This window comes from Neomesorhizobium albiziae (assembly GCF_900114255.1).
GTDB lineage: Bacteria > Pseudomonadota > Alphaproteobacteria > Rhizobiales > Rhizobiaceae > Neomesorhizobium > Neomesorhizobium albiziae.
Map to the genome: position 1 here is coordinate 203,370 of NZ_FOSL01000009.1, position 13,219 is coordinate 216,588.

Consider the following 13,219-nt stretch of genomic DNA (forward strand, 5'->3'; position numbering starts at 1 on the left):
ACGGATCGCGAGCGGAGCGCGAAATCCCTCTAGGGCAACGAGGAAACATGCCATCACCGATGGTCAAAAAAGGTATATGGGCCTTGGGTGCGGCTGTCATGGCCCTGGTCCTTGCCATCGCGCTTTTCCCGCTGGTCGCTTCGACCCAGATCGTGCGCGACCGAATCGCGCTGGAGATGAGCGCCTGGAGCGGCTACCGCGTTTCGCTGGGCGCAGCGCCGGTTATCGACGTTTTCCCGACCTTCAAGGCAACCCTCAGCAACGTAACCCTGTCGGACTGGCTCGACTACAAAAGGCGCCCGGTCGTCGAGGCCGAGCGTGTCGAGATCGAGCTTTCCGCGCTGGCCGCTCTCGTGGGAAATGTCGTGTTCTCCGACGTCAGGCTGGTGCGGCCGACCTTGCGCGTCGTGCCGAACGGTCCGTTCTACCTGCCTACGGCGCCCGGCGGCGGACGCATCGCCAGGTCGGTCGATGCCGCGCGTGCAGTGGTCGCAGCCAACCCGGCAAGCCCGGATCTCGGCAACCTGCCTTCGGAACCGTTCGGCAAGATCGAGTTCAGCGACGGCCGCATCGTGGTTGCGCAGGGAGACAAGGACCGCGAAGTCGTCACCAGCCTTTCCGGCAACATCGACTGGAGTTCGGTCAACCGTGCGGGCAAGCTGACGACGACGGGGATCTGGCGTGGCGAAAGCGTCAACATCAACCTCTCGTCGCCGAACCCGCTGGTGCTTTTTGCCGGTGGTGCTGCGCCCGTCTCCTTCGCGCTCAAATCGAACCCGACTTCGGCGACGTTCGAGGGCACGGTCAACACCTCGGCGGACTCCTATCTCGACGGCCAGATCACCTTCAACGCACCGTCGCTGCGCCGCCTGCTCGAATGGTCGCAGAGCGAGATCGCACCGAAGACGGCGATCGGCTCGATCGCGGTTTCGGGCCGCCTGACCGGCAACGCCCAGCGCGCAAAATTCGAGGACGCCGAACTGACGCTGGACGGAAACCCCGGTATGGGCGTTCTCGACGTATCGCTGGCCGGAAAAGTGCCCAGCATCGCAGGCACGCTGGCATTCGAAACGCTCGATCTCAAGTCTTTCATCGCGGCCTTCACGCCGCTGACCTCCGGCGAAGGAGGTGCGCCGGGTGCCATCGACACCAAGTTTGCCGACCAGATGGAACTCGACTTGCGCCTGTCGGCGGCGCGGGCGACCGCCGGCTCGATCGGCATGACGGAAGTCGCCGCCACCGCGCAGGTGAAGAATGGCCTGGCCGTTCTGGATATTTCGGACGCCACCGCCTTTGGAGGCACAGTGCAGGCCGGCATTCGCCTCGATCACAATGGCGATGCCGACCTGGCCGAACTGCGCATGCTGGCGACCGACATCGACGGTGCGATCTTTGGTGCGGCGACCGGCATGACTGACCTGACGCCGACCGGCCGCGGCACGATTTCGATCATCCTCAAAGGGCCGGCGCGGTCGTGGAGCTCCCTGCTCGAAAATGCCGACGGATCGATTTCGGCCAATTTTGGCGCGGGGGAATTGAAGGGGATAGACCTCCCGGCGTTTCTCACGCGGGCGTCGCAAGGCGGCTTCTTCGCGCTGAACGAGGTTGCCAAAGGCTCTTTGCCCATCAACTCTGCCGAGTTGAAAGCCGGCATCGCCAACGGCGTCGTCCGCATCGAGAAAGCGGAAGCCAAGGCGGACGGCAGGGATATCTGGCTTTCCGGGCTGGTGCCTTATGTCGGCGGTGGATTGGCCCTGTCCGGCAAGATTTTTCCTTCTGGCGCCGACCGGGCGACGGTCGCGCCGGAAGCGGCTTTCTTCGTCGGAGGCTCGTGGAGCATCCCGTTCATTTCACCGATCCTGCAGGCCCCGCCACCGCCGGGATAGGCTGCGGCGGCTTTAGAGCATTTTGCAGCCAGGTGGAATCACCTGGCGTCGCACAAATGCGGCTAAACAAACCGATAGAGCGGAATGCCGGGTTCAACTTGAATGCATTCCGCTCTAAAGTCCGATCAGCCGCGTTGGGCGGCCTGCTCGTCGCGCTGGCGCTGCACCTCGCGCCGCTTGTTGACCACCGAGGCAGCAATGACGCCGACGGCGACCACGGCGATCATCAGGGTGCAGGCGGCGTTGATCTCCGGAGTGACACCCAGCCTCACCTGGCTGTAGATCTTCATCGGCAAGGTGGTGGCGCCGGGCCCGGAGGCGAAGCTCGATATCACGAGGTCGTCGATCGACAACGTAAAGGCCAGCATCCAGCCAGACACGATCGCCGGCATGATGACCGGCAAGGTGATCTGGAAGAAGGTTTTCACCGGCGGCGCGCCGAGATCCATGGCGGCTTCCTCCAGCGACCGGTCGAAGGTCATCAGGCGCGACTGCACGACGACCGCGACGAAGCACATGGAAAAGGTGATGTGGGCAAGAATGACGGTGAGAAAGCCGCGGTCGAGGCCGATCGCGACGAACAACAGCAGCAATGACAGGCCGGTGATCACCTCCGGCATCACCAGCGGTGCGAACACCATGCCGGAAAACAGCACCCTGCCGCGGAAGCGCGTGTAGCGGGTCAGCGTCAGCGCCGCCAGCGTACCGAGGACGGTGGCGACCGTTGCCGAAATCAGGCCGACCCGGATGGTCACCCAGGCGGCGTCCATCAAACCGCGGTTGTTGAACAGCGAACCATACCATTTGGTCGAGAAGCCGCCCCATACGGTGACGAGCTTGGATTCGTTGAAGGAGAAGATGATCAGCAACACGATCGGCAGGTAGAGGAAAGCAAAGCCCAGCACGATCGAGGTGATGTTGAAGCGGCTCCAGCTGGCGTTCATCGGCCCTGCTCCTGTGCACGGGCCTGGGCACTCTGGAAAATCATGATCGGCACCACCAGAAGCAGCAGCAGGATGACGGCCACCGCCGACGAGACCGGCCAGTCTCGGTTGGCGAAGAACTCATTCCACAACGTCTTGCCGATCATCAGCGTCTGCGAGCCGCCGAGCAGGTCGGGAATGACAAACTCGCCGACCGCCGGGATGAACACCAGCATGCAGCCGGCGACGACGCCCGGCAGGGCGAGCGGAAAAGTGATCTTCCAAAAGGCGCCGATCGGCGTGCAGCCAAGGTCCTGGGCCGCCTCGATCAGCGAAAAGTCCATCTTCTCCAGTGTCGAATAGAGCGGCAGGATCATGAACGGCAGATAGGAATAGACGATGCCGATGAAGATCGCCGCGTGGGTGTTCAGGATGACCAGCGGCTCATCGATGACGCCGGTCGCCAGCAGGAACTGGTTGAGCAGCCCCTCCGGTTTCAGGATGCCGATCCAGGCATAGACGCGGATCAGGAACGAGGTCCAGAACGGCAGGATGACCAGCATCAAAAGCGTCGGGCGGATGGTAGCCGGCGCCCGCGCCATGCCGTAAGCGATGGGAAAGCCGACGAGCAGCGCCAGGAACGTCGATATCCCTGCGATAACGACGCTCGACACATAAGCATTGAAGTAGAGCGGATCCTCGGTGAGCCAGATGTAGTTGTCGATGCCGAGTTCCCTGAGCTGATTGAAGAGGCCCGAAATCCCGTCCCCTAAACCCATCACCGGCGTATAGGGCGGCATCGCGATCGCCGTCTGCGACAGCGAGATCTTGAACACGATGATGAACGGGATGAGGAAGAAGACCAGCAGCCAGAGATAGGGAACGATGATGACGAGCCGGCTGGTCACCGCGGAGACGGCACGCCCCAGCGCCGAGCGGTTCGCCTGCGATCCGACATCCAGGGCGCCGGCTTGCACGGCGACATTGGTCATCATCGCCTCCTAGCGCGTCAGTACGACGCCGGCATCCGGCCGGAACGATATCCAGGCGCGGTCGTTCCAGGTCAGCGGGTCATCGGTCTGACGGGCACTGTTCAGAGCGCTCGCCTTCACCACCTGCCCATCGCCGAGCTTCACATGATAGACCGTCATGTCGCCGAGATAGGCAAGATCGTAGACCTCGCCCTCCATGGCGTTGGCAGCGCCTTCGGGTCGCCGCGACGAGACCTTGATCTTCTCGGGCCGAATGGCAAAGGCGACCGAGTTGCCGGCCGCCGCATCGCCGGCATTTTCGACGACGATCTCGGCGCCGCTGGCGCCGGTGATCCTGGCGGTGTTGGCTTCGCGCGCCGCCACCGTGCCTTCGAACATGTTCACATTGCCGACAAAACCGGCGACGAAGCGCGATGCCGGCGCCTCGTAGATTTCGGCCGGCGTCGCCACCTGCATCACTTCGCCCTTGTCGAGAATGGCGATGCGGTCGGCCATCGTCATCGCCTCCTCCTGGTCGTGGGTGACGACCACGAAGGTGAGGCCAAGCTCCTGCTGCAGGTCCATCAGTTCGAACTGGGTTTCCTCGCGCAGCTTCTTGTCGAGTGCGCCCAGCGGCTCGTCCAGCAGCAGCACCTTGGGCCGTTTGGCGACCGAGCGGGCGAGCGCCACGCGCTGGCGCTGGCCGCCGGAGAGTTGGTGCGGCTTGCGTTTGGAGAATTGTGTGAGCTTGACCAGGTCAAGCATTTCCTTGACGCGCTGCTCGATGGCAGGCTTTGCCATGCCGTCCTGCTTGAGGCCGAAGGCGATGTTCTGCTCGACCGTCATGTGCGGGAACAGCGCGTAGGACTGGAACATCATGTTGACCGGCCGCCGGTAGGGCGGAATGCCGCGCAGATCCTGCCCGTCGAGCAGGATGCGGCCGGCCGTCGGCTCTTCGAAACCGGCCAGCATGCGCAGCAGCGTGGACTTGCCGCAACCGGAAGCGCCGAGCAGCGCGAAGAATTCGCGCTCGTAGACCGACAGCGACAAATTGTTGACGGCAGTGAAATCGCCGAAGCGTTTGGTGACGTTCTCGAAGGCGATATAGGGCTTGGCGTTGGGATCGTTCCAGGGGGCGAATTCCCTGCGGATGCTGCCAAGCGATTTCATTTCCGTCTCCGTGCTTGCCTTTGACCCCAGCGTTAAAAAAACGAAACCCCGGATGAAGCCATCCGGGGTTTCGACACACGTCTATTGTCCGGTGACGATCTTGGTCCAGATACGGGTCACCGTCCGCTGCGTCTTCGGATCGTAGGGCGCGACAGTGAACAGCTTCTGCAGCGTGGCGTCATCGGGATAGATGGCCGGATTTTCCATGATTTCCTTTTCGATGAACTGCTGCGAAGCCTTGTTGCCGTTGGCGAAGTAGACATAGTTGGTCGCCTTCGCTGCGACTTCCGGCTTCATGATGTAGTTCAGGAATTCATACGCTTCGGGGACGTGCTGGGCGTCGGCGGGGATGGCCATCTGGTCGAACCACATTTCGGCGCCTTCCTTCGGCACCACATAGTCGACGACGACGCCCTGGTTTGCCTCGGCGGCGCGGTCGCGCGCCTGGAACACGTCGCCGGACCAGCCGACGGCCAGGCAGATATCGCCATTGGCCAGCGCGTTGATGTATTCCGACGAGTGGAATTTGCGGATCGACGGCCTGATCGCCAGAAGCGCCTCCTCGGCCTTGGCGAAATCCTCGGCCGAAGTACTCTCGGGATCGAGGCCGAGATATTTCAGAGTGGTCGGGATGATATCGGTCGGCGAATCCAGCACGTACACGCCGCAGCCGGCGAGCTTCGCGAGGTTTTCCGGCTTGAAGAACACGTCCCAGCTGTCGATCTTGTCGACGCCAAGCGCTTCCTTCACCTTGTTCTGGTTGTAGCCGATGCCGACCGTGCCCCACATGTAGTTGATTGAATACTCGTTGCCGGGGTCGTATTTCGCCACCCGTCCTGAAACCGCATCCCACATGTTGGAGATGTTCGGCAGCTTCGACTTGTCGAGCTTCTGGTACACCCCGGCTTGAATCTGGCGTGCCATGAACGGGCTCGCTGTCGGCACCACGACATCGTAGCCACTGCCGCCTGCAAGCAGTTTCGTCTCCAGGATTTCGTTGGAATCATAGACGTCGTAGACAACCTTGATGCCGGTTTCCTTGGTGAAATCGGCGATGATCGAATCGTCGATATAGTCCGACCAGTTGTAGACGTTGACGACACGCTCCTGCGCGCCGGCACCGATCGACAACGACAGAAAGACCACCGGCGCGGCTGCTAGCCGGAGCATGGTGCGGATCATGATATACTCCTCTTTTCTAACCCCTGGTCTGGCCTGTTCCCCATCATGTCCGGCCAGTTCTGTATCGAGCCTATTGGCGTTTTTGCGGTGCGACAAGCGCCAAATTGGCGCGCGCCGGAAGGCCCCCGATCTTTGTCATGTCATGATTTTCTGCGACGTCGCCGGCTGGTGCCTGCCAGTTCGAAATGATTGACGCAATCACGGCCGAAGCCGGAGAAATGGCTGGCAAGACACGCCTGTCGCGTTGTTGCAGATTGCGCAGCCTGCCCGCGCCGGCATGACGTTGTCAATGGGGCGACGGCATTCCGGTTACGCCTGGTCGCGCCGGCCGCGATTGGCGCCTGAGTTCGAGACCTATATGGACAAGCAACGCCAGGAAAACGACGCTGCCGCCCAGGACCGTGCGCCCCGACGGCACCTCGGAATGGATCAGCCACACCCAGACCGGACCGAGCACAGTTTCCAGCGTGCCGAGAAGGGCCGCGAACGCCGCCGGGATGACCCGCGCGCCGGACGCAAAACAGGCAAGGCCGAGCCCGAGGTTGAGGGCGCCGAAGGCGAACAGGAAACCCATGTCGCTCGATGAAGTGGCGAAGGTTACAGTCTGCGTGGCCGCGAAAAATGCAGCAAAGACCGTCCCCAGGCAGGTCGCCGGCGTCATGCGCACATGCGCAAAGCGCCGGGTGATGACGGTGGCGATGGAGAACACCACGGCTATCAACAGAGCAAGCCCGTCGCCGACCGGCGAGACATCGCCGGTGAAGGATTCCGAGACCATGATGGCGACGCCGGCGATCACCGCGGCGATTGCCAGCCAGGTCGGCAAGGCCACCCTTTCGCGAAACAGCAGCCAGGAGATGAGCGCGGCGATCAGGGGAACGCCAGCCTGCATGAGAAGTATATTGGCCACTGTCGTATAGGCGAGCGCCACGACAAAGGAGGTCGAAGCGGTGGCAAAACACAGCGCCACCGCAAGACCAGGAAACCCCATGCCGCGGAAAAGCGCCAGCGTGCCGCGAGGTCCGTCGCGCCACAGCATGAAGGCGAGCAGGAAGGCGGCGGCCCAGACGGAGCGCCAGAACACCACCGTCCAGCTGTCGCCTGCGTCGATGAAACGTGCGATGGCGCCGCCGAAGCTCCAGAACAACGCCGACAGGAAGACGAGCAGAAAGCCGATACGCTCCTCGCTCGTCGATACGGTCGCACCGGCATTGATGGCCGCGGTTGCGGTGGTGGGTTTGCCCATGGCGAAGACCGCCGGTCACGAGAAGCGCCTTGGGGCGCGATGTCTCCGCCTATCCAACTCCACGCGGGCTGGCGTGGTCCAGCACCTTTTTCCCGTTGTGGCACCGCAACCGGCATTCCTGCCAACGCGCCCTTGCCTGCGGTCACGCGAGATTGCCTGCCGGTTCGATTTGCGAGACGATCCGCCCAATCACCACCGGAGAAGCCCGATGAACGCTGCCTGGTACGAGAAGAACGGAGCCGCGCGCGAGGTGCTGACAGTCGGCGAATTGCCGACGCCGCAGCCCGGCCCCGGCGACGTGCTGGTGCGTGTGCATGTCTCTGGCGTCAATCCTTCCGATGTGAAGAGCCGGAAGGGACGGCCGCTGCCCGGTCTGAAAGTAGTGCCCCACAGCGATGGCGCCGGCATCGTCGAGGCGGTCGGCGAAGGCGTGCCGCAAAGCCGCATCGGCGAAAGGGTGTGGCTGTGGAACGGCCAGTGGAAGCGCGCCTTCGGCACCGCCGCCGAATATATCGCGTTGCCGTCCCGGCAGGCGGTCAAATTGCCGGATTCCGTCGATTTCGCCACCGCCGCCTGCCTCGGCATTCCGGGGCTGACGGCCATGCATGCGGTGAATCTGCTCGCCCCGATCGAAGGCAAGACAGTCCTGGTGACGGGTGCGGCCTCGGCAGTCGGCCACGCCGTCACGCAAATCGCCACCGCGCGCGGCGCGAAGGTGATCGGCACGGCCTCCGGCGACAAGATTGCCCATGCAAAGGCAGCCGGCGCCAGCGCTATCATCGACTACAAAAGCGAAGATGTGGCCGCCCGGGTGCTCGAACTCACCGGCGGAAAAGGCACCGATGCCATCATCGACATGGATTTTTCGACCACTGTGCGCCTGCTGCCGGGCGGCGTCCTGGCCGCGCACGGAAAATATGTCGGCTACGGCTCCAACATCCCCGGCGACAACAGCGTTCCCTTCGGCGATCTCCTGTTTCGCAGTCTTACGTTGCAGTTTTTTGTCGTCTACGAATTGCAGGCCGAGGAACGTGCCAGGGCGATCGCCGATCTTCATGGCATGCTCGAGCAAGGCACTCTCGTTCACACGATCGGCGCCCGCTTTTCCCTGGAGGAAACCGCCGCCGCGCATGAAACGGTCGAAGCCGGCCGCGTCATCGGCAACGTCGTCATCGACCTGGCCGATTGACCTGCTCGGGCTCGCGCGGCGGACGACGCTCCAATCCCGGCCACATGGTTCTAAGGGCGCCCCATTCGCTGCCCCAGAACGGTTGATCGAACGATGGCGTCTGGCGTCTTTGTCCGTTCCTGCGCGCCAGTTCGTCGTGCAGCAAAGCCCATATCAGCATCTGATCCATCGTCGCTTCTCCATCCAGCATTTTCGATATTGAAAAGATAAGCGACTACTGTGCTTGAATCTGCGGTTCAGAATGCGCTATGTTTTTCAATTATGAAAAATCTGAATTGGGACGATCTCAGGATTTTCGTGCGTGTGGCGCGCGGCGGCGGCTTGTCCGCGGCCGCTGGGGAGCTCGGCTCAAGCCCGGCCACCATCGGGCGACGCATGCTGGCGCTGGAGCAGGCGCTGGGGCGCCCACTCTTCGTGCGGCGCCAGACCGGCTACGAACTCACAGGCGACGGGCGCACGCTGCTTGGCAAGGCGCTGGCCATGGAGGCCGGTGCCCGGCCCATCGAGGACTGGCTGTCGGCCAGCGGCAACCACCCCGTGGTGCGCATTTCGGCGGGCACGTGGATTGCCAATTTCCTGTCGGAAAACTTCAGCCGCATCTGGAGCCCGCAAGATCCATTCCGTATTGCCTTCAAGACCGCCGAGGCCAGGCTCGACATCGCCCACCGCGAAATCGAAATCGGCGTCCGCAACCAGCGGCCGGAGGGCGCAAACCTTGCCGCCCGGCCGCTTCCTGATGCCGCCTACGCGCCGTTCCGTGCCCGCAACCACGCGCCGCAATCGGAAGAAAACTGGGTGGCGATCGCCCCGGAGGATGCCTCGACGGCGTCGACGCGATGGACGAGCGTCCAGGATGGCCTCGTCATCGCGGTCTGGGCGAACACGCCGCGAACGCTCTACGATCTGATCCGCTCTGGCGCCGGCAAGGGCGTCCTGCCGTGTTTTGCCGGCGACCGCGACCCGCTGCTCGAACGCGCCGGCGACGAGATCACGGAGCTTAGGCACCGCCAATGGATCGTCATGCACAATGACGATCGCCACCGTCCCGAAGTGCGCGCCATCATCGAGCGCATGGCCACACTGATCAACGCCCACGCACCGCTGTTTTCAGGCGAACGGCCGATGGGCAATGGATGAGCCGTGAAGCGGCGCATCCCTCCAGCAGATGTTTATGAGCAGCAAGTGCGGTGAACCACACGCTCAAAGATACAAGCCGGCTAACAACTACTGAAAATCGAAGGCGCTGAGCCCCGTCGCCATCTCGTCGAGCCCAAGCGGCCGGGTGACCGGAGGTTCGGCGCGGGCAAGACAACCGGCCCGCTCGCAAAGCCGGCAGGCCGGACCGACCGGCGTTGCCGCCACTTGTCCGGGCTTGCCGCCGGCGCCTGCCGTCACGCCCGGCAGTGCCGCGCCATACACGATCTCGTCCCTGAAGCCGATGTCGCAGCCGATCAGCAGTGCGGTGCGGCGCGGCCGCTCGCTGAAGGCGCCTTGCGGACCTTCCAGCGTGCGGGCAATCGTCAGGAACTCGGCGCCGTCCGGCATCTCGACTGCCTCGACGAATATCTGGCCGGGCTGCGCGAAAGCGGCATGCACCGGCAGTTTCGGGCAGCCGCCGCCGAAGCGGCTTTGCGGGAACCCTTGCGCGCCTGCCTTGCGGAAACGATTGCCGGCGTTGTCGACCTCCAGCATGAAAAACGGGATGCCGGCGGCGCCGTTGCGATTGAGCATGGTCAGCCGGTTCGCCGCCTGCTCGAACGAAACCCCGAAACGCGAACGCAATACATCGATGTCGCATCGCGATCGCTGCGCGGCGCTGTGGAAGGCCGGGTAGGGCATCATCAGCGCATGCGCTGCATAGCGCGCCAGTTCGAAGCGGCCTAGACGTCGCGCCTCGTCCGAGGACAGCTTTAGCGATTGAAGTTCCGCGGGGATGGCAACGCGCATCCTGACCAGGCAGGCTTCCATGGCGATTTCGCGCAACTGATCGAATGGCGAAAGACGCTCCGAGATGAACAGCCGCTGTGAATGGCGATCGTAGCGCCGCCGCCAGTTGGGCATGGTCGCGACCGGCAGCACCCGCACCACGATGCCAAGCTCACGCTTCAGCCACGCCTTCAGTGCGCCCATCAAATCGTCGCCCGGATCGAGCAGCGCGGTGAAGGCCTCGGCTTCTTCCTCGATGCTGGCGAAGTAATTGGGACGTCGCTCGAACGTTTCGCGCACTTCATCAATCGGCAGGCGCGCCCCGGAAAGCGTGGTGGCGCGGCCGTCACGCGCCAGCATTTCCGAGAGATCGGAAAGCCGCTCCGCCTGCTCGCGATAGGCGCGGAACAATTTGATCACCGCCGCCGACGCGTTGGGGGCGGCTTCGGCAATCTCTATCAGTTCCTGGTCGCCCGGCAGTTCGCCGGCAAGCAGCGGATCGGCAAAGACCTCACGCAGCGCGGCGACCGAACCACCCGCCTCGCCCTGCAACTCCTCCGGTTCGACCTTGTAGATCGAAGCCAGCTTGAGAATGAGTTGCACGGTCAGCGGCCGCTGGTTGCGTTCGATCAGGTTGAGATAGGACGGCGAAATGCCAAGCCCTTCGGCCATTGCCGTCTGGGTCAGGCCCTTTGCGTTGCGGACCCGGCGGATGCGCGGTCCGGCGAAGATTTTTTGCTCAGCCATGGCTGGCGTCCCCAACACAGGACATCAAAATATTACTACCTTTTACAAACAGCACCCCTTATCGGGAGCCGTTGGATATTTACAATCATGACAAATTTACAACCAACCCCTGTCAATCGCAATACAGGTTTTCCCTTATAATTCCCCCATAACGGTGATTTCCCTCGCCTCTCCCGCAGCGCAATGTAAATGATGTCACAGGAACTGGCCGGATAACCGCTAAATCTGGTCACCCTTTAAGACACTTGCGATGGATTGGAGCCTGTCAATGACTGATTTTTACAACCTTGTTCCTTCGGCACCGGAAGGCCGCTTCGACGGCATCGAGCGTCCGTACTCGCCGGAGGATGTGAAACGGCTGCGTGGCTCGGTCCAAATCAAGCATAGCCTCGCCGAAATGGGCGCCAACCGGCTGTGGAAGCTCATCCACGAAGAAGATTTCGTCAATGCGCTGGGCGCCATGACGGGCAACCAGGCCATGCAGCAGGTGCGCGCCGGGCTGAAGGCGATCTACCTCTCCGGCTGGCAGGTTGCCGCCGACGCCAATACGGCCGGCGCCATGTATCCAGACCAGTCGCTCTACCCGGCCAACGCGGCTCCCGAACTCGTCAAGCGCATCAACAGGACCTTGCAGCGCGCCGACCAGATCGAAACGTCCGAAGGCAAAGGCCTGTCGGTCGACACCTGGTTCGCACCTATCGTTGCCGACGCGGAGGCCGGCTTCGGTGGACCGCTCAACGCATTCGAGATCATGAAGGCCTTCATCGAGGCAGGTGCCGCCGGTGTCCATTTCGAAGATCAGCTTGCTTCGGAAAAGAAGTGCGGCCATCTCGGCGGCAAGGTGCTGATCCCGACCGCCGCGCACATCCGCAATCTGAACGCCGCTCGGCTTGCCGCCGACGTGATGGGCACCCCTACGCTGATCGTCGCGCGCACGGATGCCGAGGCCGCCAAGCTGCTGACCTCCGACATCGACGAGCGCGATCAGCCATTCGTCGACAAGGACGCAGGCCGCACCGTCGAAGGCTTCTACCAGGTGAAGAACGGCATCGAGCCGTGCATCGCCCGCGCCATTGCATATGCGCCGAACTGCGACCTGATCTGGATGGAGACCGGCAAGCCCGATCTCGCGCAGGCGAAGAAGTTCGCCGAGGCGGTGCAGAAGGCGCATCCGGGAAAAATGCTCGCCTACAACTGCTCGCCGTCGTTCAACTGGAAGAAGAACCTCGACGACGCGACGATCGCCAAATTCCAGCGCGAGCTGGGCGCGATGGGCTACAAGTTCCAGTTCATCACGCTGGCCGGCTTCCATCAGCTCAACTTCGGCATGTTCGAGCTGGCGCGCGGCTATAAGGACCGTCAGATGGCAGCCTATTCGGAGCTGCAGGAGGCGGAATTCGCGGCGGAGGTCAACGGCTACACCGCTACCAAGCACCAGCGCGAAGTCGGCACCGGCTATTTTGACGCCGTCTCGATGGCGATCAGCGGCGGCAAGTCGTCGACGACCGCGATGCATGAATCGACCGAGCACGAGCAGTTCCGCCCGGCGGCCGAGTAATATCTTGCGAAACGGCTTCCGGGGGCGTTAAGTCCCCGGAAGGGCCTCTGAAATAGCGCCAGGGAGAATTCGAGAATGGCACCGAGGACACGCGTCAAGGAACGGGCGGAGGAGCAGGCTTCGGCAATGAACACCGACCAGCAGGCGGCCATCCGCATCGTCGCCAACGATCTGCATCGCTTGAACCAGTCGGTGATGAAGGCCGTCGAGGCGGGAGTGTCGGTCGAACTGGTGCGCTCCGCGCGCCACCATGGCGGCAACGGCAACTGGGGGGACCTGCTGATTCCGGTAATTGTCACCCAGGGCGGCTGATCCGGCCAATCATCTGAATGAGGTTGAGAACGCGCGCGGCTTGCGCGCGTTCTGCTTTTTTACTTTCACTTTCGGTGCGTTTTATCAACCGCGTCCGCTGCATTGGCCA

The 13,219-nt window shown here is 62.7% G+C and carries 12 protein-coding genes; 5 read left to right on the forward strand and 7 right to left on the reverse strand.

What is annotated here, in order from left to right:
• Positions 1–98: 98 nt before the first annotated feature.
• Positions 99–1,886, forward strand: a complete 1,788-nt coding sequence (locus tag F3H98_RS16405) for an AsmA family protein (RefSeq protein ID WP_342211619.1) — start codon at positions 99–101, stop codon at positions 1,884–1,886.
• A gap of 125 nt (positions 1,887–2,011) precedes the next feature.
• On the opposite strand, the gene F3H98_RS16410 is transcribed toward F3H98_RS16405, so the two are convergent.
• The 5 genes from F3H98_RS16410 to F3H98_RS16430 all read right to left on the reverse strand — a co-directional run bounded on the left by F3H98_RS16410 (position 2,012) and on the right by F3H98_RS16430 (position 7,378).
• Positions 2,012–2,830, reverse strand: a complete 819-nt coding sequence (locus F3H98_RS16410; RefSeq protein WP_149761215.1) for an ABC transporter permease subunit — start codon at positions 2,828–2,830, stop codon at positions 2,012–2,014.
• Positions 2,827–3,801, reverse strand: coding sequence for an ABC transporter permease subunit (locus F3H98_RS16415; protein ID WP_149761216.1), 975 nt, complete (start codon positions 3,799–3,801; stop codon positions 2,827–2,829). The genes F3H98_RS16410 and F3H98_RS16415 overlap by 4 nt, the downstream gene beginning before the upstream one ends.
• Positions 3,802–3,810: 9 nt before the next feature.
• Positions 3,811–4,950 carry an ABC transporter ATP-binding protein gene (locus F3H98_RS16420; protein ID WP_149761217.1) on the reverse strand — a complete coding sequence of 380 codons (1,140 nt, stop codon included), beginning with the start codon at positions 4,948–4,950 and terminating at the stop codon, positions 3,811–3,813.
• An 81-nt stretch (positions 4,951–5,031) separates the two neighbouring features.
• Positions 5,032–6,132, reverse strand: coding sequence for a polyamine ABC transporter substrate-binding protein (locus tag F3H98_RS16425; RefSeq protein WP_149761218.1), 1,101 nt, complete (start codon positions 6,130–6,132; stop codon positions 5,032–5,034).
• 286 nt (positions 6,133–6,418) lie between these two features.
• Positions 6,419–7,378, reverse strand: a complete 960-nt coding sequence (locus F3H98_RS16430; RefSeq protein ID WP_149761219.1) for a DMT family transporter — start codon at positions 7,376–7,378, stop codon at positions 6,419–6,421.
• A gap of 208 nt (positions 7,379–7,586) precedes the next feature.
• Between F3H98_RS16430 and F3H98_RS16435 the strand changes: the two genes are divergently transcribed.
• A complete protein-coding gene (locus tag F3H98_RS16435) occupies positions 7,587–8,567 on the forward strand; it encodes an NADPH:quinone reductase (protein WP_149761220.1) in 981 nt (326 codons plus the stop codon).
• Here the strand turns inward: F3H98_RS16435 and F3H98_RS16440 are convergent.
• Complete coding sequence (locus tag F3H98_RS16440; RefSeq protein WP_149761221.1) at positions 8,548–8,736, reverse strand: hypothetical protein; 189 nt, start codon at positions 8,734–8,736, stop codon at positions 8,548–8,550. The two genes, F3H98_RS16435 and F3H98_RS16440, sit on opposite strands and share 20 nt — an antisense overlap.
• A 92-nt stretch (positions 8,737–8,828) precedes the next feature.
• On the opposite strand from F3H98_RS16440, the gene F3H98_RS16445 reads away from it, so the two are divergent.
• Positions 8,829–9,704: a LysR family transcriptional regulator gene (locus tag F3H98_RS16445; protein WP_149761222.1), complete on the forward strand. Its 876-nt coding sequence runs from the start codon at positions 8,829–8,831 to the stop codon at positions 9,702–9,704.
• 87 nt (positions 9,705–9,791) lie between these two features.
• Here F3H98_RS16445 and F3H98_RS16450 read toward each other — a convergent pair whose 3' ends face one another.
• On the reverse strand, positions 9,792–11,240 hold the full coding sequence (locus F3H98_RS16450; protein WP_149761223.1) for a helix-turn-helix domain-containing protein: 1,449 nt from the start codon (positions 11,238–11,240) through the stop codon (positions 9,792–9,794).
• 268 nt (positions 11,241–11,508) lie between these two features.
• Here F3H98_RS16450 and aceA point away from each other — a divergent pair, with 268 nt between their 5' ends.
• Both aceA and F3H98_RS16460 read left to right on the forward strand, forming a co-directional pair.
• The gene (gene aceA / locus F3H98_RS16455; RefSeq protein ID WP_149761224.1) at positions 11,509–12,798 is read left to right on the forward strand and encodes an isocitrate lyase; all 1,290 of its coding nucleotides are present in this window, start codon (positions 11,509–11,511) and stop codon (positions 12,796–12,798) included.
• Between the two features lie 75 nt (positions 12,799–12,873).
• Complete coding sequence (locus F3H98_RS16460; RefSeq protein ID WP_149761225.1) at positions 12,874–13,110, forward strand: SMc00767 family acetate metabolism repressor; 237 nt, start codon at positions 12,874–12,876, stop codon at positions 13,108–13,110.
• Positions 13,111–13,219: the final 109 nt, after the last annotated feature.

What these genes read in the sequence shown, in the direction of transcription:
- F3H98_RS16405 (WP_342211619.1), top strand. Translation starts at nt 99, where the DNA reads ATGGCCCTGGTCCTTGCCATCGCGCTTTTCCCGCTGGTCGCTTCGACC.
- F3H98_RS16410 (WP_149761215.1), bottom strand. Translation starts at nt 2,830, where the DNA reads ATGAACGCCAGCTGGAGCCGCTTCAACATCACCTCGATCGTGCTGGGC.
- F3H98_RS16415 (WP_149761216.1), bottom strand. Translation starts at nt 3,801, where the DNA reads ATGACCAATGTCGCCGTGCAAGCCGGCGCCCTGGATGTCGGATCGCAG.
- F3H98_RS16420 (WP_149761217.1), bottom strand. Translation starts at nt 4,950, where the DNA reads ATGAAATCGCTTGGCAGCATCCGCAGGGAATTCGCCCCCTGGAACGAT.
- F3H98_RS16425 (WP_149761218.1), bottom strand. Translation starts at nt 6,132, where the DNA reads ATGATCCGCACCATGCTCCGGCTAGCAGCCGCGCCGGTGGTCTTTCTG.
- F3H98_RS16430 (WP_149761219.1), bottom strand. Translation starts at nt 7,378, where the DNA reads ATGGGCAAACCCACCACCGCAACCGCGGCCATCAATGCCGGTGCGACC.
- F3H98_RS16435 (WP_149761220.1), top strand. Translation starts at nt 7,587, where the DNA reads ATGAACGCTGCCTGGTACGAGAAGAACGGAGCCGCGCGCGAGGTGCTG.
- F3H98_RS16440 (WP_149761221.1), bottom strand. Translation starts at nt 8,736, where the DNA reads ATGGATCAGATGCTGATATGGGCTTTGCTGCACGACGAACTGGCGCGC.
- F3H98_RS16445 (WP_149761222.1), top strand. Translation starts at nt 8,829, where the DNA reads ATGAAAAATCTGAATTGGGACGATCTCAGGATTTTCGTGCGTGTGGCG.
- F3H98_RS16450 (WP_149761223.1), bottom strand. Translation starts at nt 11,240, where the DNA reads ATGGCTGAGCAAAAAATCTTCGCCGGACCGCGCATCCGCCGGGTCCGC.
- aceA (WP_149761224.1), top strand. Translation starts at nt 11,509, where the DNA reads ATGACTGATTTTTACAACCTTGTTCCTTCGGCACCGGAAGGCCGCTTC.
- F3H98_RS16460 (WP_149761225.1), top strand. Translation starts at nt 12,874, where the DNA reads ATGGCACCGAGGACACGCGTCAAGGAACGGGCGGAGGAGCAGGCTTCG.